The organism is Streptomyces scopuliridis RB72 (genome assembly GCF_000718095.1).
GTDB lineage: Bacteria > Actinomycetota > Actinomycetes > Streptomycetales > Streptomycetaceae > Streptomyces > Streptomyces scopuliridis.
The window spans coordinates 379051-403128 of sequence record NZ_JOEI01000005.1 but is presented as its reverse complement, the minus strand read 5'-3'; the positions used below and the strand labels follow the sequence as shown (position 1 = coordinate 403128).

22 protein-coding genes and 2 pseudogenes are annotated in these 24078 nt (G+C 70.1%); 19 read left to right on the top strand and 5 right to left on the bottom strand.

Translation table 11 applies throughout. The features are described from left to right. Nucleotides 1-310: 310 nt before the first annotated feature. The 9 genes and pseudogenes from IF11_RS0107210 to IF11_RS0107170 form a co-directional block, all read left to right on the top strand. Nucleotides 311-667: pseudogene (locus IF11_RS0107210) on the top strand (transposase); the annotation flags it as partial. Between the two features lie 79 nt (nucleotides 668-746). After that, nucleotides 747-1142, top strand: a complete 396-nt coding sequence (locus IF11_RS38575) for a tyrosine-type recombinase/integrase (RefSeq protein WP_240627884.1) — start codon at nucleotides 747-749, stop codon at nucleotides 1140-1142. Nucleotides 1143-1177: 35 nt separating this feature from the next. Beyond that, a pseudogene (locus IF11_RS0107200) lies at nucleotides 1178-1420 on the top strand (YkoF family thiamine-binding protein); the annotation flags it as partial. An 83-nt stretch (nucleotides 1421-1503) separates the two neighbouring features. Further along, the gene (locus IF11_RS0107195; RefSeq protein WP_030350606.1) at nucleotides 1504-1893 is read left to right on the top strand and encodes a helix-turn-helix domain-containing protein; all 390 of its coding nucleotides are present in this window, start codon (nucleotides 1504-1506) and stop codon (nucleotides 1891-1893) included. 148 nt (nucleotides 1894-2041) lie between these two features. Next, nucleotides 2042-2557, top strand: a complete 516-nt coding sequence (gene uraD, locus IF11_RS0107190) for a 2-oxo-4-hydroxy-4-carboxy-5-ureidoimidazoline decarboxylase (RefSeq protein ID WP_030350605.1) — start codon at nucleotides 2042-2044, stop codon at nucleotides 2555-2557. Next, complete coding sequence (uraH, locus tag IF11_RS0107185) at nucleotides 2554-2964, top strand: hydroxyisourate hydrolase (RefSeq protein ID WP_030350604.1); 411 nt, start codon at nucleotides 2554-2556, stop codon at nucleotides 2962-2964. The genes uraD and uraH overlap by 4 nt, the downstream gene beginning before the upstream one ends. Nucleotides 2965-2969: 5 nt before the next feature. Then, on the top strand, nucleotides 2970-3917 hold the full coding sequence (pucL, locus tag IF11_RS0107180; protein ID WP_030350603.1) for a factor-independent urate hydroxylase: 948 nt from the start codon (nucleotides 2970-2972) through the stop codon (nucleotides 3915-3917). Between the two features lie 35 nt (nucleotides 3918-3952). Beyond that, complete coding sequence (locus IF11_RS0107175; protein WP_030350602.1) at nucleotides 3953-5329, top strand: 8-oxoguanine deaminase; 1377 nt, start codon at nucleotides 3953-3955, stop codon at nucleotides 5327-5329. Nucleotides 5330-5608: 279 nt separating this feature from the next. Continuing rightward, nucleotides 5609-7006, top strand: coding sequence for a nucleobase:cation symporter-2 family protein (locus IF11_RS0107170; protein WP_078490538.1), 1398 nt, complete (start codon nucleotides 5609-5611; stop codon nucleotides 7004-7006). Nucleotides 7007-7089: 83 nt separating this feature from the next. Here the strand turns inward: IF11_RS0107170 and IF11_RS0107165 are convergent, their stop codons facing one another. Further along, nucleotides 7090-7929 (bottom strand): chitosanase, encoded by an 840-nt coding sequence (locus tag IF11_RS0107165; RefSeq protein ID WP_030350600.1) that lies wholly within the window; start codon nucleotides 7927-7929, stop codon nucleotides 7090-7092. Nucleotides 7930-8112: 183 nt separating this feature from the next. Between IF11_RS0107165 and IF11_RS0107160 the strand changes: the two genes are divergently transcribed. Further along, nucleotides 8113-10266 (top strand): HEAT repeat domain-containing protein, encoded by a 2154-nt coding sequence (locus IF11_RS0107160; protein ID WP_030350599.1) that lies wholly within the window; start codon nucleotides 8113-8115, stop codon nucleotides 10264-10266. Between the two features lie 104 nt (nucleotides 10267-10370). Here the strand turns inward: IF11_RS0107160 and IF11_RS0107155 are convergent, their stop codons facing one another. Beyond that, nucleotides 10371-10991 carry a TIGR03086 family metal-binding protein gene (locus IF11_RS0107155; RefSeq protein ID WP_244888226.1) on the bottom strand — a complete coding sequence of 207 codons (621 nt, stop codon included), beginning with the start codon at nucleotides 10989-10991 and terminating at the stop codon, nucleotides 10371-10373. Between the two features lie 235 nt (nucleotides 10992-11226). Here IF11_RS0107155 and IF11_RS0107150 point away from each other — a divergent pair, with 235 nt between their 5' ends. The 6 genes from IF11_RS0107150 (at nucleotide 11227) to IF11_RS0107125 (ending at nucleotide 17217) form a co-directional block, all read left to right on the top strand. Then, nucleotides 11227-11967 (top strand): DUF1684 domain-containing protein, encoded by a 741-nt coding sequence (locus IF11_RS0107150; RefSeq protein ID WP_037727141.1) that lies wholly within the window; start codon nucleotides 11227-11229, stop codon nucleotides 11965-11967. A 78-nt stretch (nucleotides 11968-12045) separates the two neighbouring features. Further along, complete coding sequence (locus tag IF11_RS0107145; protein ID WP_030350596.1) at nucleotides 12046-13563, top strand: ABC transporter substrate-binding protein; 1518 nt, start codon at nucleotides 12046-12048, stop codon at nucleotides 13561-13563. 123 nt (nucleotides 13564-13686) lie between these two features. Further along, nucleotides 13687-14652, top strand: coding sequence for an ABC transporter permease (locus tag IF11_RS0107140; RefSeq protein WP_030350595.1), 966 nt, complete (start codon nucleotides 13687-13689; stop codon nucleotides 14650-14652). After that, nucleotides 14649-15563 (top strand): ABC transporter permease, encoded by a 915-nt coding sequence (locus tag IF11_RS0107135; RefSeq protein ID WP_078490511.1) that lies wholly within the window; start codon nucleotides 14649-14651, stop codon nucleotides 15561-15563. Before IF11_RS0107140 ends, IF11_RS0107135 begins: the two co-directional genes overlap by 4 nt. After that, nucleotides 15560-16390, top strand: a complete 831-nt coding sequence (locus IF11_RS0107130; RefSeq protein WP_030350593.1) for an ATP-binding cassette domain-containing protein — start codon at nucleotides 15560-15562, stop codon at nucleotides 16388-16390. The genes IF11_RS0107135 and IF11_RS0107130 overlap by 4 nt, the downstream gene beginning before the upstream one ends. After that, the gene (locus tag IF11_RS0107125; RefSeq protein WP_051745606.1) at nucleotides 16387-17217 is read left to right on the top strand and encodes an ABC transporter ATP-binding protein; all 831 of its coding nucleotides are present in this window, start codon (nucleotides 16387-16389) and stop codon (nucleotides 17215-17217) included. Before IF11_RS0107130 ends, IF11_RS0107125 begins: the two co-directional genes overlap by 4 nt. 97 nt (nucleotides 17218-17314) lie before the next feature. On the opposite strand, the gene aceB is transcribed toward IF11_RS0107125, so the two are convergent. Then, a complete protein-coding gene (gene aceB, locus IF11_RS0107120; protein WP_030350591.1) occupies nucleotides 17315-18946 on the bottom strand; it encodes a malate synthase A in 1632 nt (543 codons plus the stop codon). A gap of 212 nt (nucleotides 18947-19158) precedes the next feature. Beyond that, on the bottom strand, nucleotides 19159-19779 hold the full coding sequence (locus tag IF11_RS0107115) for a nucleotidyltransferase family protein (protein ID WP_051745603.1): 621 nt from the start codon (nucleotides 19777-19779) through the stop codon (nucleotides 19159-19161). A 187-nt stretch (nucleotides 19780-19966) separates the two neighbouring features. Between IF11_RS0107115 and IF11_RS0107110 the strand changes: the two genes are divergently transcribed. Further along, on the top strand, nucleotides 19967-20284 hold the full coding sequence (locus IF11_RS0107110) for a DUF5955 family protein (protein WP_030350589.1): 318 nt from the start codon (nucleotides 19967-19969) through the stop codon (nucleotides 20282-20284). Nucleotides 20285-20502: 218 nt separating this feature from the next. On the opposite strand, the gene IF11_RS0107105 is transcribed toward IF11_RS0107110, so the two are convergent. Beyond that, entirely contained in the window at nucleotides 20503-21315 is an 813-nt protein-coding gene (locus IF11_RS0107105; RefSeq protein ID WP_030350588.1) for an IclR family transcriptional regulator, read from the bottom strand. Between the two features lie 269 nt (nucleotides 21316-21584). On the opposite strand from IF11_RS0107105, the gene allB reads away from it, so the two are divergent. Next, entirely contained in the window at nucleotides 21585-22922 is a 1338-nt protein-coding gene (gene allB / locus IF11_RS0107100; protein ID WP_030350587.1) for an allantoinase AllB, read from the top strand. Continuing rightward, on the top strand, nucleotides 22919-24037 hold the full coding sequence (alc, locus tag IF11_RS0107095) for an allantoicase (protein ID WP_030350586.1): 1119 nt from the start codon (nucleotides 22919-22921) through the stop codon (nucleotides 24035-24037). Before allB ends, alc begins: the two co-directional genes overlap by 4 nt. Nucleotides 24038-24078 lie beyond the last annotated feature (41 nt).

Genomic DNA, 24078 nt, shown 5'->3' with positions numbered 1-24078 from the left:
CAGAATTTCGTTCAGGGTGCGGGCGCCCCACCTCGCCGCGCACCTGGATCTGGGCGGACGAGCGGGGTCTACCCACGCAGCGCTCCCTGGCGGAACTTCCGTACCCGATCCGGCCCAGGAGGGGGGCACCGCAAGAGACCTCTCCTAGCTGAGTCGTCTTCAGCGAATGCGCCGGCTCCCATGCTAGCAATAAGATGATGTATCAACCATATGGCGGTGCTGAGGCCGGCCCGCTCGGCGGCGCTCATCCAAGCCGGGGTCTCGCCAGGTGGCACCTGGTGACCCTTGCGAGGAAAGAAGCACTCGCCAGGTGAAGAAGCGTATCGGGTCCTACCCGCGTGTCCGTGTCGAGGGCGGCGGCCGTGGGGTGGTCTCGCAGGCCGGGGCGGTGCTGCTGGTCGAGACGGTCCGCAAGTCCGGCCTGGACACCGCGATATCGGCGGCACTGGCGCCGTGGCGCAAGCCGCGGACGGTGCATGATCCGGGCAAGGTCCTGCTGGATGTGGCCCTGGCCGTCGCCCTCGGCGGAGACTGCCTGGCCGACGTCGGCATGCTGCGGGCCGAGCGGGACGTGTTCGGCCCGGTGGCCTCCGATCCGACCGTCTCCCGTCTTGTCGACGCTCTCGCCGCGTCCGGCCCGAACGCCCTGGCGGCGATCCGGGGTGCAGCAGCTTCAGCGAGTGCCGGGTGGAAAGGGGGTTCACGTTTGCCCTCCGAAGACTAAGAGGTCTCATCGCAGGGTCCCCTTGCCCAGGATTGTTGCGACAGCACTCAAGGGGCATCTCGACGACTTTCCGGCTCACGGAGAAGAATTTCTGTTCCGAAATGCAAAGGGTGAGCCAATCCACTCGTCGCGCTTCTACGAGCAGATCTGGCGCCCTGCCATAGCCAAGGCCAAGCTGTCCAAGGGCACCGGACCCCACGCCCTACGGCATGCCTACGCATCTCTGCTGATCGCCGCGGGGGAGTCCGTTAAGGTCGTGTCGGAGCGACTGGGGCACACCAACGCTGCGATGGCCCTGAACATCTACAGCCATCTCTTTCCTGAGTCGGAGGAGCAGACCAGGGCGGCGGTGGACCAGGCGTTCGGTGCCCTGAGCGGGGAATGTGCCCCGGATGTGCCCTCTCAGCCGGAGGGCTGAGAGAACGTGCAGGTCAGAGCCGACATGGGGGCACAGTGCGATTGAGAGTCGAGTTCACGACCGAGCCCTTCGACCTGGACGAGGCGCCCGCCCACGCGCTGGTGGCCCGCGAGGTCGTCCAGGGCGCCGAACTGGACGCCGTGGACGTCGGCCCGTTCGGCAATACGGCGGAAGGCGGCGCGGACGCGGTGCTGAGCGCGGTGGACGCGCTGCTGCGCCGGTCGCTGGCCGCAGGGGCGACCCGGGTCTCCCTCCAGGTCAATGTGATCGAGGACGGTCCTGCGGGCGGGGGCGGTCGCGCGACCGGGGACAGTCAGGCGGACGGTGACAGTCATGTGACCGGGGACGGGGAGAACGGCTGATGGCCGAGCCGCTGGACCACCCCTTCGTCGCGGCGGTCAAGCCGCTGGTCGACGCCATGGGCGGCGAGCTGATGGCCCCCGGCGAGGCCCAGCCCGACGATGTCGTGCTCGCCTGGGAGGGCGAGGACCTGCTCGCCGTACGGCTGCCCCAGCTGTCCGACTCCCTGGACCACATCCTGGCCGCGCTCGAACGCAAGCACGGCATGCCGCTCGCCGAACTGGACCGCAAGTCCAAGCAGTCGGTCGTCCGGATACTGGAGGCGCGCGGCGCCTTCTCCGTGCGGCACGGCGTCGAGACGGTGGCAAGCGCTCTCGGCGTCAGCCGCTTCACCGTCTACAACTACCTGAACCGCGAGAACGCGCGGGAAAGCGCGGTCAAGGGTGACTAGGTCCTGTCCGGCCGATCTTCGTGGGCCCGCGACGATCGTCTAGGCCCTGGTGCGGTTTTCGTATACGAGATTTCAACAAAGTGTTGACGCGGTGTTGTCGAGGGCGTTAGCTATGCGAAGCCCGCTCAGCACAGCCACGGAGGCTCCCGTGACGTCGACATCGCAACCGGGCCTCACCCGGTTCAACACCTCACCCGACAGCGTGGCCCTGGCCGCACTGCGCGAGGTGTGCGCCAGCCGGGCGTGGGGGACCAGCCTTCTCGCCCGGCGCCCGTACGCCGGCCTGAACGCTCTCCTCGCCGCCAGTGACACCGCGACGGGTGGGCTGGACGGCGCGGATCTCGCCGAGGCGCTGGCGGGACACCCGCCGATCGGCCGGCCGAAGCCGGGAGACCCGGCCTCCGCCCGTGAACAGCGGGGGATGGCCGGCGCCCCGGAGGAGCTGAAGGCCGAGATGCTCGAACTGAACCTGGCCTACCAGGAGCGGTTCGGACATGTCTTCCTGATCTGCGCCACCGGAGCCACCGGTGAGCAGATGCGCGACGCGCTGAAGACCCGGATCGGCCACACACCGGAACGGGAGCGTGCGATCGTGCGCACCGAACTCGGCAAGATCAACCGGATCCGGCTGACCCGTCTCGTAGCGGAGGACGACGACTCATGACACCCGCCACCACCGCCTCGGTGTCCACACACATCCTGGACACCAGCCTCGGACGCCCCGCCGAGGGCGTCGCCGTCTCGCTCGCGGCCCGCGGTGGCCCCGGCGCGCGATGGGAGGCGCTCGGCGGTTCGCGTACGGACGGCGACGGGCGCTGCAAGGACCTGCCGGCCCTGCCGGAGGGCACCGCACAGGTACGTCTCGACTTCGAGACCGAGGCGTACTTCATCAGCGGAGAAGAAGCCGTCAGCAGAGAAGAAGCCGAGGCGCAGCAGGACGCCCCCCGCGCAAGGGACAGCGGTGTGTTCTTCCCGGAGGTGGCGATCACATTCGCCGTCACCCCCGGCGAGCACTATCACGTACCGCTGCTGCTCAACCCGTTCGGCTACTCCGTATACCGAGGGAGCTAGCAGACATGACCGATCAGTCCCGCCCGAGCCGCCCTGTGATTCTCGGACAGAACCAGTACGGCAAGGCGGAGAACCGCGTCGTCAAGATCACGCGGGACGGCAACACCCACCACATCAAGGACCTGAATGTCTCCGTCGCGCTCTCCGGCGAGATGGAAGAGGTCCACTACTCCGGTTCCAACGCGCATGTGCTGCCGACCGACACCACCAAGAACACGGTCTACGCGTTCGCCAAGGAACACGGCATCGAATCGGCCGAGCAGTTCGGTATCCATCTCGCCCGGCACTTCGTCACCAGCCAGGAACCGATCCGGCAGGCGCGTATCCGGATCGAGGAGTACGCCTGGGAGCGTATCGAGACCTCGGACGGCGATTCCACACTCACCGGCGCCGATGAGGTCAAGCACTCCTTCGTCCGCAAGGGCCAGGAGACCCGGCTCACCCAGATCACCTTCGACGGCGAGCGCTGGCAGGTCATCTCGGGTCTGAAGGATCTGACCGTGATGAACTCGACGAACTCCGAATTCTGGGGTTTCGTCAAGGACGAATACACCACGCTCAAAGAGGCGCACGACCGTATTCTCGCGACCGAGGTGTCCGCCAAGTGGCGTTACAGCTGGTCGAGCGACGACGCACCCATGCCGAACTGGGAGAATTCCTACCGGCAGGCCAGGAAGCATCTGCTCCAGGCCTTCGCCGAGACCTACTCGCTCTCCCTCCAGCAGACCCTGTACCAGATGGGTTCGAGGATCATCAACAGCCGCGGCGAGATCGACGAGATCCGGTTCTCGCTGCCGAACAAGCACCATTTCCTGGTGGATCTGGAGCCGTTCGGACTGAAGAACGACAACGAGGTCTACTTCGCGGCGGACCGCCCCTACGGGCTGATCGAGGCGACCGTCCTGCGGGACGGAACCGAGCCGCAGATCCCGGTCGATCTGACCAACCTCTGACCGTTGCCGGCCCGAACTCAGGAAGAGGAACCGCCATGGCGGCTTCGCGTATCGTTATCGAGAACTGCGCCATCGCGACGGTGGACGCGCACGACACCGAGTACGCCTCGGGACATGTCGTCGTCGCGGACAACCGGATCGAGTCGGTCGGCGCGGGCCCGGCCCCGGCCCGCCTGGAGAACGTGGTCCGCCGTATCGACGGCACCGGCCATCTCGTCACCCCCGGCCTGGTCAACACACACCACCACTTCTACCAGTGGCTCACCCGCGGACTCGCCACCGACCACAACCTGTTCGACTGGCTGGTCGCGCTCTATCCGACCTGGGCGCGGCTCGACGAGCCGATGGTCCGCACCGCCGCGCAGGGCTCCCTGGCGATGATGGTCCGCGGCGGCGTCACCACCGCGATGGACCACCACTACGTCTATCCGCGCGGTACGGGCGACCTGTCCGGCGCGATCATCGGGGCCGCGGCGGAGATGGGCGTACGGTTCACCCTCGCCCGCGGCTCCATGGACCGCGGTACGTCGGACGGCGGACTGCCCCCGGACTTCGCCGTCGAGTCCCTCGACGACGCGCTCGCCGCCACCGAGAAGACCATCGACGCCCACCACGACGCCTCCTTCGACGCGATGACCCAGATCGCCGTGGCGCCGTGCTCGCCCTTCTCCGTATCCACCGAACTGCTCAAGCAGGGAGCTGAGTTGGCGCGCCGCAAGGGCGTCAGGCTGCACACCCACGGCAGCGAGACGGTGGAGGAGGAGCAGTTCTGCAAGGAGCTGTTCGGGATGGGCCCCACCGACTACTTCGAGTCGACCGGCTGGCTCGGCTCCGATGTGTGGATGGCCCACTGCGTCCATATGAACGACTCCGATATCGCCGCCTTCGGCCGTACCGGCACGGGCGTCGCCCACTGCCCCTCGTCCAACGCCCGGCTCGCCGCCGGGATCGCGCGGGTCCCCGACATGCTCGGGGCCGGCGTACCGGTCGGCCTCGGTGTGGACGGCACCGCCTCCAACGAGTCGGGCGAACTCCACACCGAGCTGCGCAACGCGCTGCTCATCAACCGCCTCGGCGCCCGCGGCGAGTCCGCGCTCAACGCCCGGCAGGCGCTGCGCCTCGGTACGTACGGCGGCGCGCAAGTCCTCGGCCGCGCCGGCCAGATCGGCTCGATCGAGCCGGGGAAGCTCGCCGACCTCGTCCTGTGGAAGCTGGACACCCTCGCCCACGCCTCCATCGCGGACCCGGTGACCGCACTGGTCTTCGGCGCCGCCGCTCCCATCACCCTCTCCCTCGTCAACGGCAGGACCGTGGTGGAGGACAGCCATCTGACCACGGTGGACGAGGACGCCATCGCACGCTCCACTCGGAGCGAGGCCCAGCGTCTCGCGCGGATCGCCGCGACGGGCTGATCCCGCCAGGACGTCCGGTCGCGGGGGACGGCCCACGGCCGGAGGCCATGGACCCGAGCGGGGTCCATGGCAGCCGTGACCGGGAGGTGTCGTACCGCACGCTGCCGGTACCACACCTCCCGGGACGGTGACATGTGTCTTGTGCCCGCACGCGCAGACAGGTGTGCAGCCACCTCGTAGCACCTCCCTGACACCCGCGCCGCCGCCGGCGCGTAACCGACCGGAGGAACCGCCGTGCCGACCGAACCCGCAACAGAGCCGGAATCCCCGCCAAAGTCCATATCGACCGGGGAAGTTGACGTCGATCCCCACCGGAAGCACCCGGTCGATGAAGGGCTCCCGCCCGGCAGGATGTTCACCAGCGGCCTTCAGCATGTGGCCGCGATGTACGCGGGTGTGGTGGCCCCGCCCATGATCGTGGGGCCCGCGGTGGGCCTCGATGCCAAAGAGACCGCCTTCCTGATGGGCGCGAGCCTGTTCACCGCCGGGATCGCCACCCTGCTCCAGACCCTCGGCTTCTGGAAGATCGGCGCCCGGCTCCCGTTCGTCAACGGCGTCTCCTTCGCCGGTGTGACCCCGATGATCGCCATCGGCAAGGACCGGGGTGCCGACGGACTCGCCGTGATCTTCGGCGCGATCATCGTCGCCAGTGTGCTGGGCTTTCTGCTCACCCCGTACTTCTCGAAGCTCGTCCGCTTCTTCCCGCCCGTCGTCACCGGTACCGTCATCACCCTGATAGGTGTCTCGCTGCTGCCGGTTGCCTTCAACTGGTCCCAGGGCGGCAACCCCACGGCCGGCGACTACGGTTCGACGCGCAACATCGGGCTGGCCGCCCTCACGCTGGTCATCGTGCTGGTGCTGCGGAAGCTGCTGCGCGGCTTCCTCCAGCAGATCGCGATCCTCATCGGTCTGGTCATCGGTACGGTCATCGCCATCCCGATGGGCATGACCGGCTTCGACGCGATCAAGGACGCCGATCTCGTCGGCTTCCCGGCCCCGTTCCACTTCGGTGCCCCGCAGTTCGAGATCGCGGCCATCATCTCCATGTGCATCGTGATGCTCGTCTGCATGACGGAGTCCACCGCCGACATGCTCGCGCTGGGCAGGATCGTGGGGCGGCCCGCGGACGAGCGGACCATCGAGGGCGGGCTGCGCGCCGACACCCTCGGCAGCGCCATCAGCCCGCTGTTCAACGGTTTCATGTGCAGCGCCTTCGCGCAGAACATAGGGCTCGTCGCGATGACCAGGGTCCGCAGCCGCTTCGTCGTCGCGGCGGGCGGCGGGATCCTGGTGCTGCTCGGGCTCTGTCCGGTGCTGGCGTCCGTGATCGCGCTCGTACCGCTGCCCGTGCTCGGCGGCGCGGGGATCGTGCTGTTCGGCTCCGTCGCCGCGAGCGGGATCCAGACCCTGGCGACGGCCGCGCTGGAGAAGGGCGAGAACGCGCTGATCGTCGCGGCGGCCGTGGGCATCGGGCTGATCCCGATCGCCGCGCCGGACTTCTACCACGCCTTCCCCAAGGACTTGCTGGTGGTGCTCGACTCGGGGATCAGTACGGGGTGTGTGGTGGCCATCGTCCTCAACCTGGTCTTCAACCACCTGGGGGCGAGGAGGAGTTCGGAGGAGGAGCCGGCGGAGGCGGCACCGGAACCGGTGCCGATGGCTCAGAGTGTGACGTAGACACGGCGATGTGAACGGGGACGGCGGGTACGGAGCCGGTGGACCCGGTTCCGTACCCGCCGCGTCTGACAGGGTCCCGGCTGTCAGCCGATGTGGAAGCTGTCGCCGTACACCTTCCAGTCGAGCGGCGGATCCAGGTTCAGATTGCCCTTGTTGAGGAACACCCGCTGCGCGGTGTCCACCCGGCTGGTGTCCTCGTGCGCCTCCTCCTGCTTCATCGCCCAGACGCGGGCGTCGAGGAAGGCATGCAGATACGTCGTCTGATTGCCGCCCTGGGCCGGGCTCTTCGCCTCCGCCAGCGCGCGCTTGCGGATGTTGCTGAAGCTGGTGCTGTCGCCGCCGTCGCCGTGCATCACGATGGCGTCGTAGTACGCGAACTGCCCGAGCGTGCCCAGGCCGTCCTGCTTACCGCGGTTCACGGCCGGGTTGAAGTAGACCCGGTCGCGTTCGTCGTTCTGCGCGGTCTTGAACGCGGAGTCCTTGGCGGCCTGCTTCCAGGCGGCGGTGAACCCCGGGTCGAGGCCCTCGTGCGAGTCCGTGCCGTCGACCGCCCGCAGGGCGGGCAGATACGTGGCGAGCGGGTTGCCGGGCTTGCGCTGGGTGTACAGCTCGACGAGATCCAGCATGTCGCCGGTGCCGGAACAGAATCCGATGATGCCCGCGGTGTAGCCGCGGCCGTCGCCGATGTCCTCGATGTAGCCGTACTGCGCCTTCCAGTCCAGCGAGGAGTTCTCCGCGCTGGAGACGATCTGCATGGCGATGTCCTTCTTCGCCGGGTCGTCGAGTCCGGTTGCCGCCGCCACGGTGGTGCCTGCGGCGGATGAGGCGGCGGGGGGCTCCGCTGCCGCGTGGGCCACGGACGCGGTGGGGACCGCGACCAGCGTCAGCGCGAGCAGAACGGTGCGAATGCGGGGGGTGGGCACCTGACCTCCAGGGTGGGGAGTTCGTGCTGCGGTATCTGTTAGGAAGCTTTCCTACCAAAGGAGGGAGGTGTCGTATACCCGTCCGTCTGTGAAGAAGGAGTGTGGGCCGGTCACTTGTGGCGATACGGCCGCTTTCCTTCGGCCGGGACGCCGTTGTCAGACCCCCGTGGCAGCATTCCGGCCATGGATCTCGTACAGGTATTCGCCGATCTCGATGCCCAGCCGTGGGCGGAACTTGAGCATGCCTACGGCAGCGCCGAAGACCTGCCCGGACAACTGCGGGCGCTGGCGAGTGCGGACGAGGAGGAGGCGGGGGAGGCCCTGGGCGAGCTGTACAGCTGCATCCTCCACCAGGGATCGGTGTACGAGGCGTCCGCGCGGGCCGTGCCGTATCTCGCCGGGCTGGCCGCCGCCGGGGTACGTGCCGACGAGCTGCTGGTCCTCCTCGGGGGGATAGCCGAGAGCGAGGCCGTCCATGACGGCACGCCGCCCGGCGAGTGCCAGGCCGCCGTGATCGGCCAACTGCCCCTGATCCTGCCGCTGGTCGACGCCGAGGACGCGGCCGTACGACAGGCTGCGGTCTGGGCGGCGGCGCGTACGGGGGCCGTGGAGCCGGTTCTTCCGGTGCTGCTGCGCCGCTGGGAGCGGGAGGAAGAGCGGCTCGTACGGGCCGAGTTGGTGGCCGGGGCGGTACTGCTCGACCCGGCGGGCGCGGCGGTGGGCATGGTCGCGGCCGCGCTGGGGGCGGGGGAGCCCGGGGAGGTGCGGATCGCCGCGGTCCTCGGCTCCCTGGACCTGGGGCTGCCCTGGACCGGGACGCACCATCAGGCGGTGCTGTCCCTGCTGCCGGCCGACCCGCTGGTCGCCGACCGCTTCGATCTGGAGCGGACGGAACCGCTGCACTGCATCGTCGAAGCGCTGCTGGACCGCGATACCTCCGCCGATCGTGAGGCGGCGTTCGCGCTGCTCGACTTCGCGCTGCGCGTCCCCGACGACGAGGTTCGCGCGGAGGCCCTGTGGGCAACGGAACAGGCGTGCGTGTCCTCACGGAGCGCCCCCGCCCGGCTCGCGAACCCGCTGATCGCGCTGCTGGACGACCCGGCGTCGACGCGGCCCGCGCTCACTGCCCTGGACAAGCTCGGACCGTACGCGGCCCCTGCCGCTCCCGCGCTGACGGCGCTCGCCACCGAGGGCGGCGATCTCGCAGACCGCGCGCTCAAGGCCCTGGTCGTCGTGGACCCGGAACGGGCGGCCCCGCTGCTCGCGCGTGATCTGCCCGACCGTCCGGCGGCCCTCGGCGCCGCCTGCGGGTTCCCCTACGGCCGGCTCGACGGGCCGTTCCCGTACCACCCGGAGCTGCTCGCCGCCGCCAGGGCCAGGCTGACCGTGCCGGAGCTCGACGGGAACGAGCCGATCCATCTCACCCGGCTGCTCGCCTCCTGGGGCGAGCGGGCCGCGCCCGCCTTTCCCGAACTGGCCGCACTGCTCGGCAGGTTCCCCACGTTCGTGCCCGCCGCGCTGGCCGCCGTCGATCCGGGGCGGGCCGTCGTACCGCTGGAGGAGGCCGCCGTCTCGGGACCCGAGCAGGGCCGGTTCACCGCCGCGCGGGCGCTCCACTCCCTCACCGGCGACCTCGAACCGCTGCTGACCGCTCTCGCCGCGGAGCTCGCGGCCGACGACACCCACCGCATACGGCAGGCCGCCCGCGCCACCGCCGATCTCGGCAAGGACGCCGCCGCGCTGGTTCCGCGTCTGCGGGCGGCGCTCGGCACGGACGACGATCGCGTGACCACCCCACGGCTGGACGCCGACCTGGACATCGCCCTCGCCCTGTGGAGGCTGACCGGCGATCACGGGGAAGCGCTGCCGGTGATCGCCGCCGTCCTGGAGGCGACGGACACCGAGTGGATGCGCTGGACAGCCGTGAACGCCGCCCGCGCCGCCGCCCGGCTCGGCCCGGCCGCCGTGGCGCTCCGTCCGGCCCTGGAACGCGGACTGGCCGACCCCGAACGCGCTCCCGCGATGGCCCTGGCGCTGCTCGCCACCGGAGCCGTCACTCAGCACCGCGCGCGTCTCGCGGACACGCTCCTGCGCTGCGCCGAACGCAACGCGGACCCGATGGGAGCCCTGGAAGCGCTCGCGGCGCTCGGCCCCGAATCACTGACCGAGCCCGAACTGCACCGCCTGACCAGCCTGGCGGAACGGGACCAGCGAATATGGAGCACGGGCCTGGAATCGGATGTCGTCTCCTCGGACGCGCGCTTCCAGGAGACGGCCCGCGCGCTTCTGCGCACGGCCACCGCCTCCCGGCGCACCGACGCCCCGGCCACCGACTGACCGTATTCGGGCCTGTCCTAGGGCGGGCCCGCCGATGACCCGGGCGTCGGTTCCGGGCCGGCCGACCGCAGAGCCCCCCGGACCCTCGGGCGGCCGGCCCTGGCTCACTCCCCGGGCCGCCAGTCGGGGCGGCGACCGCTCAGGCCGATCACCCGGTCCAGCAGCGGGGCGTCCTCGGGGACTTCGACCGGCGGCCCGAACACGCTGTCCGGAGCCGGGCCCGAGTCGCCGGAACCTCCCGAGTCGCCGGACCCGGCCGCCGGGGGTGGGGTCAGCACCGCGAACGACGCCCGGAGCGACGCCTCGGCGGGGGCGTACGGCTGACCCGTGCTCCGCGCCAGGTCCCAGCCGTGGATCTGTACTTCATTGAGAGCCACCAGCCCGGCCACCGCGCCCGGCAGATCGACACCGCCGACCCGGGTACCGCCCTCCCAGGCGGCGGGCGAACGCCAGGACTCGGCCAGTTCGTCCAGTTGCCGGGGCAGCACCTCACGCCAGTCCTCCGGCAGCACGGGAAGGGCCGCGTCCGGCGGAGTGTTCGTCGTCGGCCCGGACTTCTTCGCCGCGGCGTCACGGAACGCCACCGTCAGCCCGACGAGATGCGCCAGCACCTCCCGTACCGCGTACTCGGGACAGGGCGTCGGGCCGGCGAGCTGATCATCCTTGATACCGCCCAGCAATCGCGCCACCTCGCCGCACGCGGGGCCCAGGTCGAAGGCTTCCATCTCTGTCTCTGTGTCCATATGACGTAGACCGGCCCCGCCACCGAAACTCATCGCTCCGGAACATCTCGGCCGGCCCCGCTGTTACCACCCGCGTCCCGGGCGAGAGACAACCTGTCTCGCAGGATGGTCAATCATGGCTGGAAATAACCCTATGTATGTACGATCCAGTCGTTCCAGACCCCACAGCGATGCCGCGCGGGATCGAACCATTCCCTCAGACCGGAGCGAGTCCCGCATGTCCGTGCATACCCGTTCTACCGAGCCGACCGCGGCTGCCGCGCAAGAGGCCGAGGCGGCGCTGGACGCCTGGCACGCCGCGCGGCAGGCCGCCGTGACCGGCCCCGTCGGCAACTTGGCGCTGATAGAGACCCGGTGGCTGGACCCCGGGGTGGACGCCGCCGAGGAGCGGGCCAGGACCGCGGTCCCGGACGGTGTGACCCTCACCACCGTGCGGCGCACCAACCTCCATACCGGCGAGCCGGAAGAGGCGCTGCGCTTCTGGGACGCGAACGCTCCGGCCATCCGGCATTTCTCGCATATCGCCGCATATCCGTTCCATCCGGACTGGGTGGTCGAGGCCACCTTCACCCCGGTATCCACCGACCGCCGGGTGCCGTTCGAGCACATTCGCGACAGCGGAGGCAGCCGCGAACTGGTTGTCCCCGGTGATATTCACGTCACACTGGACGGTGTGGACTACACGCTGTCGGCCTTCGACGACGACGGAACGCTTCTCCTGGTCTTCGGTGACCCGACCAACGGCGGCGACACCTACGGCGCCGGCCGTTTCCTGTTCGTCCCGCGCGAGGCCGACAGCGAAACGGTCGTGCTGGACTTCAACCGCGCTTTCGTGCCGCCGTGCGGATTCTCCGCTCAGTACAACTGTCCACTGCCGCCGCGGCAGAACCGGCTGCACCTGCCCGTCGAGGCGGGCGAGAAGCTTCCGGTCTTCCGCGACGGCTACACGGTCAACTGAGCACACCCAAGGCACCACAGCCGGATCCCACCACCCCTCCCAGGGGCCCCGTCCGGCAGTCGATCAGGAGTAGAAGTGATGAGAAAGTCCGTACCGCTGCTCGGCGGCACCCTGGCGGTCACCCTGTCCCTCGCCCTCACCGCCTGCGGCGCCGGGGCCGACAAGACGAGCGATTCGCCCTCGGGCTCGTACGACAAGAACGCGACCGTCGGGATCGGCTCGCTCTACGAACCGCAGAATCTGGACAACACCGGAGGCGGCGGCCAGGGCGTGACCGAGGCGCTCAACGGCAATGTCTACGAGGGGCTGTTCAAGCTCACCGACAGCGGCAAGGCCGAGAAGCAGCTCGCCAAGGACTACACCGTCAGCCCGGACGGCCTCACGTACACCTTCACCCTGCGCGACGGCGTGAAGTTCCACTCGGGCAAGGCGCTCACCTCCGCCGATGTGAAGTACAGCATCGAGAAGGTCCGCGCCGAGAACTCCCAGTCGGCGCGCAAGAGCAGCTTCGACATGGTCAAGTCGATCACCACCCCGGACCCGGCCACCGTCAAGGTGACCCTGTCGTCCAAGTCGATCTCGTTCGTCTACAACCTCAGCTATGTGTGGGTGGTCAACTCCGAGGCCAAGGACCTCAAGACGTCGGAGGACGGCACCGGCCCCTACACACTGGACAAGTGGACCAGGGGCTCGGCGCTCAGCCTGGCGCGCTTCCCGGGGTACTGGGGTACGGCCGCGACCAACGCCAAGGTCGTCTTCCACTACTACAAGGACGCGACCGCCCTCAACAACGCGCTGCTCACCAACGCCGTGGACGTCGTGACCAGCGAGCAGAGCCCGGACGCCCTCGACCAGTTCAAGAACAACCCGAACTACAAGGTCAACGACGGGAACTCGACCACCAAGCTGCTGCTGGCCTTCAACGACCGGGTCAAGCCGTTTGACAACGTCAAGGTGCGCAAGGCCGTCAGCTCCGCGATCGACAACAAGAAGCTGCTCCAGTCGGTCTGGGGCGACCACGGCACGCTGATCGGCTCGATGGTCCCGCCCACCGACCCCTGGTACGAGGACCTCACCAAGGTCAATCCGTACGACGTGACGCTCGCCAAGAAGCAGCTCGCCGAGGCCGGCTACCCCAAGGGCTTCAGCTTCACGCTCGACACCCCCAACTACGACCCGCACCCGACGGCCGCCACCTTCATCAAGTCGGAGCTGGGCAAGGTCGGTATCAAGGTCGACATCAACGTCATCACGCCGGACGAGTGGTACACCAAGGTCTACAAGAACCACGACTTCAGCGCGACGCTCCAGGAGCATGTCAACGACCGCGACATCGTCTGGTACGGCGACCCGGACTTCTACTGGGGCTATGACAACAAGCAGGTCACCGAGTGGGTGAAGCAGGCCGAGCAGTCGGACACCACCGACCAGCAGACGGCCCTGCTGAAGAAGGTCAACCGGCAGATCGCCGAGGACGCGGCGAGCGACTGGCTCTACCTCTACCCGCAGATCGTGGTGGCCAACACCAAGCTGTCGGGCTACCCGCTCAACGGTCTCAACTCGCAGTTCCACGCCTACGGCATCAAGAAGAGCTGACGCTTCCGCCCGAGCCGAAGCTCCACCCGAGCCGAAGCTCCGCCCCCGCCGTGCGGGCCCGGCCGCCTCACCGCCGGGCCCGCACGGCGGAATCCCCGCTTCCGTCGATCGGTCCCCTGCCTGATGATCTCCTACCTGCTGCGACGGCTGGCCTTCCTGGCCGGCTCGCTGTTCCTGGCCAGCGTGGTGCTCTTCCTGCTGCTGCGGCTGCTCCCCGGCGACCCGGCGAACTCCCTGCTCTCGGTCGGCGCGAGCCCGAAGCAGATCGCCGCCGCCCGCCACGAAATCGGCTCGGACCGCCCCGTACCGGAACAGTTCGTCCACTGGCTCCACCAGCTGGCCACCTTCGACCTGGGGAACTCCTTCGTCAGCACGCTCCCGGTCGGCCCGGAGATCACCTCCCGGCTCGATGTCACCGTCCCGCTGACGCTGCTCTCCTTCCTGCTGGCCGTGGTGATCGCCGTCCCCGTCGGCTTCATCGCGGCCCACCGGTCGGCCACCTGGTACGGGACGCTGATCAGCGGGATCTCCCAACTGGGCATCGCCGTACCGGTCTTCTGGATCGGGATGATCCTCATCACCGTCTTCGCGCTGCGCCTCGGGGTGCTGCCCGCCGGCGGCTTTCCGCAGGACGGCTGGGCGCGGCCGGGGGAGGCGCTCACCTCGCTGGCCCTGCCGGTGATCACCGTCGCGCTGGTGATGTCGGCCTCGCTCATCCGGTACGTACGGTCCGCCGCGCTGGATGTCCTCGGCAGCGACTATCTCCGTACCGCCAGGGCCCTGGGCTCCTCGTTCAACCGCGCGATGTGGCGGCACGGCATGCGTAACGGCGCCGTGCCCGTCGTCTCCGTCCTCGGGATCGAACTGGCCACCACCCTGCTCGGCGCGGTCGTCGTCGAGACGGTGTTCGCGCTGCCCGGCCTGGGCAGCCTGCTCGCCCAGGCCGTCGCCCAGCACGACTACCCCACGGTCCAGGGGGTCCTCTTCGTGAGCACCTTCGCGGTGCTGGTCATCGGGTTCCTCAGCGACCTCGCGCAGCGGCTGATCGATCCCCGGCTGCGCGGCCGGCTGTCAGGAGGCACACGATGAGCGAACGGACCGACCTGAACCCGGGCCCGGGTGAGGCCGCCGCGGCCATGGAGCCCGCCCCTGTCGTGGACAGCGCGAAGGAGGCCCCGGCCACCCGCACCCGCCGCTCCCCGGCCCTGGTGACCGGCTGCGTGCTGCTCGGACTGATCGTCGCCACCGCGCTGGTCTCGCTGTTCTGGGTCCCGTACGCCCCCGAGGACACCACGGGCGGCCGGCTCACGGCGCCCGGACTGCCGCATCTGCTCGGCACCGACAAGCTCGGCCGCGACCTGCTGACCCAGCTGATGACCGGCGCGCGGATCGCGCTGGAGGCCGGCCTCGGCGCGATCGCGATCGGGGCGGTGCTCGGTATCTGCTTCGGTCTCGCCGCGGGCTTCGCCACCCGATGGCTCGACGACACCCTCTCCACCCTGCTGGACGTCCTGATCGCCTTCCCCACCCTCCTGCTGGCGATGCTGATGGTGGCGGCCCGCTCCGCCTCGCTCAGCTCCGCGATCCTCGCCATCGGGCTCGCGATGACGGCCGTGGTGGCCCGGCTGACCCGGATCCTGGTCAAACGGGTGCTGGCGCAGGACTACATCACGGCGGCACGCACCTCGGGCACCTCCTGGCCCCGTGTCATCACCGGCCATGTGCTGCCCAACATCTGGCCCACCCTGGTGGTGAACCTCGCCCAGCAGTTCGGCCTCGCCGTGATGGCCGAAGCGAGCCTGTCGTTCCTCGGGCTCGGCGCCCCGCCGCCCAACGCGTCCTGGGGACGGATGCTCCAGGAGGCACAGGCGACCGTCTTCACCGCCCCCACCGGCGTCATCGCCCCCGGCGTACTGCTGGTCATGCTGGTCGTGGGCGTCAATCTGATCGCCGACGGACTGCGCGACACCCTCGACCCCACCCGGCGGAGGACCCGATGAACGCGCGCGATCCGCGGGCGCTCGACGTCAACGGACTGACGATCCGCACCGACCAGGGCCGGACCCTGGTCTCCGACCTGTCGTTCTCGATCAACGCGGGATCCCGGCTCGGGCTGGTCGGCGAGTCAGGCTCCGGCAAGTCCCTCACCGCGCTCGCCGTGCTGGGCCTGCTGCCCCCAGGGATGAACGCCTCGGGCAGCATCGTCCTGAGGGAGGCCCCGGACGCACCGGGCACCGAAGTCATCGGCGCGACCGAGCAGCGGCTGACCGGTCTGCGCGGCCGGGCCGCCACCGTCGTCTTCCAGGAACCCCTCACCGCGCTCGACCCGCTGATGCGGATCGGCGGCCAGCTCGCCGAACCACTGCGCCGGTGGCGCGGGCTGCGCGGACCGGCGCTGCGCCGCGCGGTGGCGGAAGCCCTCGAACAGGTACGCCTGCCGGACCCCGACCGGATCACCCGCGCCTATCCGCACGAGATCTCCGGCGGACAGCGCCAGCGGGTCGCGCTCGCCATGGCGCTGGCCTGTGACCCGGCCCTGCTGATCGCGGACGAGCCCACCACCGCCCTCGACGTCACCGTCCAGTCGGAGGTGCTCGCGCTGCTGGACGGGCTGGTCGCCCAGCGGGGCATGGCGCTGCTGTTCGTCAGCCACGACCTGGCGGTGGTCTCGTCCGTGACCGATCACGTCCTGGTGCTCAAGGACGGGGCGGCCGTCGAGTCCGGCAGCGTGGACGACATCGTGCGACGCCCCCAACACCCGTACACCCGGGACCTGGTGGACAGCGCCCGGCACCTCGAAAGCGCACTGGAACGGATCGTCCGATGACCACTCCGATCCCGGCCACCCCGGCCCCGGGCCCGCGGGCCGCCGACTCCGCGATCCTGGCGGCGCGGGACGCGGGGTTCGCCTACCGGGGCGCGCCCCCGGTCCTGCACGGCGTCTCCCTCGACATCACGGCGGGCCGCAGCCTCGGGCTGGTCGGCGAGTCCGGGGCCGGCAAGACCACGGTGCTGCGGCTGCTGCTCGGCCTCACCCGCCCCACGAGCGGGCGGATCCTGTTCGACGGGGACGAGCTCAGGCTCCGCGACCGCGAACAGATGCGCCGCTTCCGGCGGGGCGTGCAGAGCGTGTTCCAGGATCCGTACTCCTCGCTCGACCCCCGGCAGCGGGTCAGCGGCATCGTCGCGGAGCCGCTGCGCTCGCTCGGTCTGAGCCGGCCGGTGGCCCGGGGGGAAGAGGATCCGCGGGTCGCCGCCGCGCTGGAGGCCGTCGGCCTTCCCGCCGACGCCGCGCGCCGCTATCCGCACGAGTTCTCCGGCGGTCAGCGCCAGCGCATCGCCATCGCGAGAGCCACGGTGTGCGAGCCCCGGGTGCTGCTCGCCGACGAACCGGTCAGCGCACTCGATGTCACCACGCGCGTCAGGATCGTCGATCTGCTCATCGAGCTGAAGGAGACACGGGGGCTGACCATCGCGATGGTCTCGCACGATCTGTCGGTGGTGGCGGCGCTGTGTGAGCGGACGGCGGTGCTGGAACACGGACGGGTCGTGGAGCAGGGCGACACCGCGTCGGTCCTGGGCTCGCCCTCGCACCCCTACTCGCGCCGCCTGATCGCGAGCGTACCGAGGCTCCCGTCGCCCAAGTCCCCCTGAGACCACGGCCGGAAGGGCGGAAACCCCCGCCGCCGGGGACGCGGAAGCCCCCGGCGCCGTGCGGGGCACCGGGGGCGGGTTCGTACGCGGGGAGGCGTCAGCCGCGCAGCTGCTCGTACGCCGGGAGCGTGAGGAAGTCCGCGTAGTCGTCGTCCAGCGCGACCGTCAGCAGCAGATCGTGGGCCTGCTGCCAGCGGCCGGCGGTGAAGGCCTCCTCGCCGATCTCGGGGCGGATCGCCGCGAGTTCATCGGCGGCGAGGCCGCGGGCCAGTTCCGGGGTGGCGCGTACGGTGCGGCCGTCGTGCTCGAACTCGACGCCCGCGTTGATCCACTGCCAGATCTGCGAACGTGAGATCTCGGCGGTCGCCGCGTCCTCCATCAGATTGAAGATCGCGACCGCGCCCATGCCCCGCAGCCAGGCCTCGATATAGCGGATGCCGACCTGGACGGCGTTGCGCAGGCCCTCGTACGTGGGCCGCGCGTCGAGCGAGTCGATGGCAATCAGATCGCCTGCGGCGACGGAGACGTCCTCGCGCAGCCGGTCCTTCTGGTTCGGGCGGTCGCCGAGGACCGCGTCGAAGGAGGCCATCGCGATCGGGACCAGGTCGGGGTGGGCGACCCAGGAGCCGTCGAAACCGTCGTGCGCCTCGCGGTCCTTGTCGGCCTTGACCTTCTCGAAGGCGACCTTGTTGACCTCGGCGTCGTGCCGGGACGGGATGAAGGCCGCCATGCCGCCGATCGCGTGCGCGCCGCGCTTGTGGCAGGTGCGGACGAGCAGTTCGGTGTACGCGCGCATGAACGGGGCCGTCATCGTGACCGCGTTGCGGTCCGGCAGGACGAACTTGGCGCCGCCGTCACGGAAGTTCTTGACGATCGAGAACAGATAGTCCCAGCGGCCCGCGTTCAGCCCGGAGGCGTGGTCGCGCAGCTCGTAGAGGATCTCCTCCATCTCGTACGCGGCGGTGATCGTCTCGATCAGCACGGTCGCGCGGACGGTCCCCTGCGGAATGCCCACATAGTCCTGGGCGAAGACGAAGACATCGTTCCAGAGGCGGGCCTCCAGATGCGATTCCGTCTTCGGGAGATAGAAGTACGGGCCCTTGCCCAGCTCGATCAGGCGCTTGGCGTTGTGGAAGAAGTACAGCCCGAAGTCGACCAGTGCGCCCGGCACCTGCTCGCCGTTCAACTGGAGGTGACGCTCCGCCAGATGCCAGCCGCGCGGGCGCATCACGACGGTCGCGAGCTCATCGGCGTCCTTGAGGGCGTACGACTTGCCGGAGCGCGGGTCGGTGAAGTCGATACGGCGCTGGTACGCGTCGCTCAGACTGAGCTGACCGAGGATCACGTTCTCCCAGGTGGGGGCGGAGGCGTCCTCGAAGTCGGCGAGCCAGATCCGCGCACCGGAGTTGAGCGCGTTGATGGTCATCTTCCGGTCGGTCGGACCGGTGATCTCCACCCTGCGGTCGTCCAGCGCGGCCGGCGACGGCGCGACCCGCCAGCTGTCGTCCTCGCGGATCGCCGCGGTCTCCGGGAGGAAGTCCAGGCTGGAGGTACGGGCGATCTCGGCGCGGCGTTCGGCGCGGCGGGCGAGCAGTTCGTCACGGCGCGGGGTGAACCGCCGGTGCAGCTCCGCCACGAAGGTGAGGGCCGCTTCGGTGAGCACCTCGTCCTGCCGGGGCAGCGGTTCGGCGTCGACGACGGCCAGCGGGGAGGGCGCTGGTGCGGACATGAGCTGTCACTCCTTCACGGGCGGTGCCCGGGACCGCCGGCCGGCCCGGGACGGCACGGAGTGCCGTGGCACGAGGTACGGTCGCGGGCGCCGTTCGGGGGGTCGGGCGCTTCTGACCTGTGGATAGTAGTTTCCTCATGGTGGAAGTTCAATGGTTTGTTGATATCGAGATTCTCCGGGTCGACAGACCGCGGCGCCGAGTGCCACCCTCCTCACTCAAGGTGCGACAGATCTTCCTCCGTATCGATGTCGTACGCCCGCGCGACATCCCCGCACTCCACCCGCTCGATCTCGCTCTCATGCGCCCGCAGATACGCGCGCGCCCCGCGATCGCCCTCCGCGTCCGCCGCGATCTCCGCCCATCGGCGGGCGCCGAACAGCACGGGGTGGCCGCGCTTCCCGTCGTACGAGGCCGCCACGAGCGAATCCGGCGTGCGGTACGCGCCCACCACCCGGGCCACCGCCGCCGCGCCGATCCCCGGCTGGTCCACCAGCAGCACCACCACGGCTTCCGCGGCCGTCCCCACCAGCGAGGCGAGCCCCGCGCGCAGCGAGGACCCCATCCCCTCGGCCCACCGCGGATTGTCGACCAGTACACAGCCCGGCAGTTCGGCCCGGCTCCGCACCTCCCGGGCCGCCGCCCCCAGCACCACATGCACCGGCCCGCAGCCCCCCTCGCGCAGCGCCCGCGCGCCATGCTCGACCAGTGGCCGACCCCGATGCGTCAGCAACGCCTTGGGCCGCCCCCCGAGCCTGCGTCCGCCCCCGGCGGCGAGCAGCAGCCCGGCGATCACGGGAGGGGGCGGGTTCATGTCGTTCGATGTGCCTGGCATGGGTACTGCGTACCTCATTCCGTCCTACTTCGGTCCGTGGAGTGGCGCGTACCGCGCGTAATGGCGTTAACTTGCCCGCGAACCTTGGCGCTTGACCACCGTCCGAGGAGTCGGCCTTTTGGCATATACCGGTACAGGGACGTGCCCGGCACAACGGTGTGTGCGGGCGAGGGGCAGGGGGAGAGCTTTGTTGCGGAGCGTGGGGCAGACGCCGGTGGCAGAGAAGGGCGAGGACCCGAGGGTCGCGGAGCTGCGTGCCGCGGTGTCCCGGCTCAGACGTGAACTGGCCGCGTATCACGCCGAGTTCAGGGACCGCGCGATCGCCGAGGACGAGCTGGCCGCCCTTGCCGCGATGGTGGCGAGCGGCGCCCCCGAGGCGTCCCGGATGCGCCGTTCGCTGCTGCTGATCGTGGGCTCGATCGGTTCGGTCAGCGCGCTGGGGCAGGCGCTGATGGGGGTACGGGCCGCGGTCGACCTCTTCGGGGACGCGCCCCGCAGGCCCTGACGGGTCCCACCCGGCGCGCCAGGGCGTGTTTCGGAAGTCCCGCCTGCCTGGCGGCGTCTGGCACGCACGCTCGCGGCGTTGTCGGATCACCCCAGTACGTCCAGTACTGGGGAGACCCTCCGCCTTGCGATCGCACGCACCGCAGCGACATCCTGCCGCTGCCGCGGCGGGCGCCAGGCCCGCCCTACGGGCGGACGGCGCTCCTTCCGAAACACGCCCTAGGCGTGGGCCTGCGCCTGTGCCGTGTTCGCCAGCGCCTCGGAGAGATCCCGTGCGACCTCCTGGAGCACCGGCACGATCCGTTCGGTGGCCTCCTCCGTCACCCGGCCCGCCGGACCCGAGATCGAAATGGCCGCCGCCGTGGGGGAGTTGGGGACCGGAACCGCCAGGCAGCGGACGCCGATCTCCTGCTCGTTGTCGTCGACCGCGTACCCGGCCCGGCGCACCAGCTCCAGGGCGTCCAGGAAGCCGTCGGGTGTCGTGATCGTCTTCTCGGTGGCGGCCGGCATCCCCGTACGGGAGAGCAGGGCGCGGACCTCCTCCGGCGAGGTGTGCGCGAGCAGCGCCTTGCCCACGCCCGTGGAGTGCGGCAGCACCCGCCGGCCCACCTCGGTGAACATCCGCATCGAGTGCTTCGAGGGGACCTGCGCGACATACACGATCTCGTCGCCGTCGAGCAGTGCCATGTTCGCCGTCTCGCCGGTCTCCTCGACCAGCCGCGCCAGATAGGGCCTCGCCCACGTACCGAGCAGCCGGGACGCCGACTCGCCGAGCCGGATCAGCCGGGGGCCGAGCGCGTACCGGCGATTGGCCTGCTGGCGCACATAGCCGCAGGCCACCAACGTGCGCATCAGTCGGTGGATGGTCGGCAGCGGCAGCCCGCTGCTCGCCGACAGCTCGCTGAGCCCGACCTCGCCACCCGCGTCCGCCATTCGTTCGAGCAGATCGAAGGCGCGCTCAAGGGACTGGACGCCACCGCTGGCGGGGGCGGATTTGGTGGCGTCGGTGGTGCTGGCGCTGGACGACGGCACGTCAACGGTCCTTTCGGGGCGGGCGGGGCAGGCAAGCAGCCTACCGGGCCGTGTGACCGGGTACCTGATCAATGGCGGAGCGTATCTGCCGGTCAGGACGGTTCCGCCCGGTGCCCGCGGTCAATTGTGTGCGATTCATCCATTCTATCTGGCGAAATCAAGGTTTCACTCTGTGGAAACAATCGAGCCCGGTCCGGTCTTGACTGGCCAGGATCCGGAGTGAAGACTCCTTCAACAGTTCGTTGAATCTCGCTCAGTGAGGGGCACCGGTGTCCGATGTGAGCCTGGTACTGCGCTCGACGCGCGTCATCACCCCGGAGGGGACGCGGGCGGCCTCGATCGCCGTCGCCGGCGGAAGGATCGCGGCCGTCCTGCCGTACGACGCGCAGGTGCCGCCCGGCGCCCGGCTGGAGGACGTCGGGGACGATGCCGTACTCCCCGGCCTCGTCGACACCCACGTCCATGTGAACGACCCGGGACGCACCGAGTGGGAAGGCTTCTGGACCGCCACCCGCGCGGCGGCGGCCGGCGGGATCACCACACTCCTCGACATGCCGCTGAACTCCCTGCCGCCCACCACCACGGCCGCCCATCTGCGCACCAAGCGCGAGGTGGCCCGGCCGAAGGCCCATATCGACGTCGGCTTCTGGGGCGGCGCCGTCCCGGACAACGTCCAGGATCTGCGCCCGCTGCACGACGCCGGGGTCTTCGGGTTCAAGAGCTTCCTGTCGCCCTCCGGAGTCGACGAATTCCCCGAGCTGGACCAGGAACAGCTCGGCCGCTCGCTCGCCGAGATCGCCGGCTTCGGCGGACTCCTGATCGTGCACGCCGAGGACCCGCACGAACTGGCCGCCGCGCCCCAGCGAAGCGGCCCCGCCTACGCCGACTTCCTGGCGTCCCGGCCGCGCGGCGCCGAGAACGCGGCGATCACGAGCCTGATCGCCCAGGCCCGGCGGCTCGACGCCCGTGTCCACGTACTGCATCTGTCCTCGTCCGACGCGCTGCCCCTGATCGCCGAGGCCAAGCGGGACGGCGTACGGATCACCGTCGAGTCATGTCCGCACTTCCTCACCCTCACCGCCGAGGAAGTCCCGGACGGGGCGACGGAGTTCAAGTGCTGCCCGCCGATCCGCGAGGCCGCGAACCAGGACGCGCTCTGGCAGGGCCTCATCGACGGCACCATCGACTGCGTCGTCTCCGACCACTCGCCCTGCACCACCGATCTCAAGACGCCCGACTTCGCGTCCGCCTGGGGCGGTATCTCCTCCCTCCAGCTGGGCCTGCCCGCGATCTGGACCGAGGCCCGCCGCCGCGGCCGGCCGCTGGAGGACGTCGTCCGCTGGATGTCGACGGCCCCCGCCGCGCTCGCCGGACTGACCCGCAAGGGCGCCATCGAGGCGGGCCGCGACGCCGACTTCGCGGTCCTCGCGCCCGACGAGACCTTCACCGTCGACCCGGCCCGGCTCCACCACCGCAATCAGGTCACGGCGTACGCGGGCAGGACGCTGTACGGCGTGGTCAGATCGACCTGGCTGCGCGGCACCCGGATCATCCACGACGGCGCGCTCACGGAGCCCACCGGCCGACTGCTCGAAAGGACCAACTGACCGTGCCCGAAGCCCTGTTCACCGGTGACGCCCGCCCGTACCCCGGCGGCGACCCGTACGCCGACTACCGCACCACCGACTTCCCCTTCGCCCACCTCCCCGATCTCGCCGACCGCCGCCTCGGGGCCGGGGTCATCGCCGCCAACGACGAGTTCTTCGCCGAACGCGAGAACCTGCTGAAGCCGGGAGCGGCGGAGTTCGACCCGGAGCGCTTCGGCCACAAGGGCAAGATCATGGACGGCTGGGAGACCCGCCGCCGCCGCGGCACCGGCGCCGACCGGCCGCACCCCACCGACGAGGACCACGACTGGGCGCTGGTCAGGCTCGGCGCGCCGGGGGTGATCCGGGGCATCGTCGTCGACACCGCCCACTTCCGCGGCAACTACCCCCAGGCGGTCTCGGTGGAGGCCACCGCGCTGCCCGGCTCCCCGTCGCCGGAGGAACTGCTCGGCGACGACGTGAAGTGGACGGTCCTGGTGCCCCGTACGGCCATCGGCGGCCACGCCGCGAATGGCTTCGCGGTCGACGTGGAACAGCGCTTCACCCATCTGCGGGTGAACCAGCATCCCGACGGCGGGATCGCCCGACTCCGTGTATACGGCGAGGTCGCGCCCGACCCGGCGTGGCTCGGTGCCCTCGGTACGTTCGACCTCGTCGCGCTGGAGAACGGCGGCCGGGTGGAGGACGCCTCCGACCGCTTCTACTCGCCCGCCACGAACACCATCCAGCCGGGCCGCTCCCACAAGATGGACGACGGCTGGGAGACCCGGCGCCGCCGGGACAAGGGGAACGACTGGATCCACTACCGGCTGGTGGAGCAGGCCGAGATCCGCGCGGTCGAGATCGACACGGCGTATCTGAAGGGCAACGCGGCGGGGTGGGCGGCGTTGTCGGTACGGGACGGGGGGACGGGGGAGTGGACGGAGATCCTGCCCCGGACGAGGCTGCAGCCGGATACGAACCACCGGTTTGTGCTGGGGGCGGTGGTGGTGGCGAGGGAGGTCCGGATGGACATTTTCCCGGACGGCGGGGTGTCGCGGCTGCGGGTGTTCGGGGGGTTGACGGGGGAGGGGGCGGCGGGGTTGTCGGCGCGGCATCGGGAGCGGAACGGGTAGTTGCGGGGTGTCCGGACTGCTTTCCTCACCGCGCTTCGCGC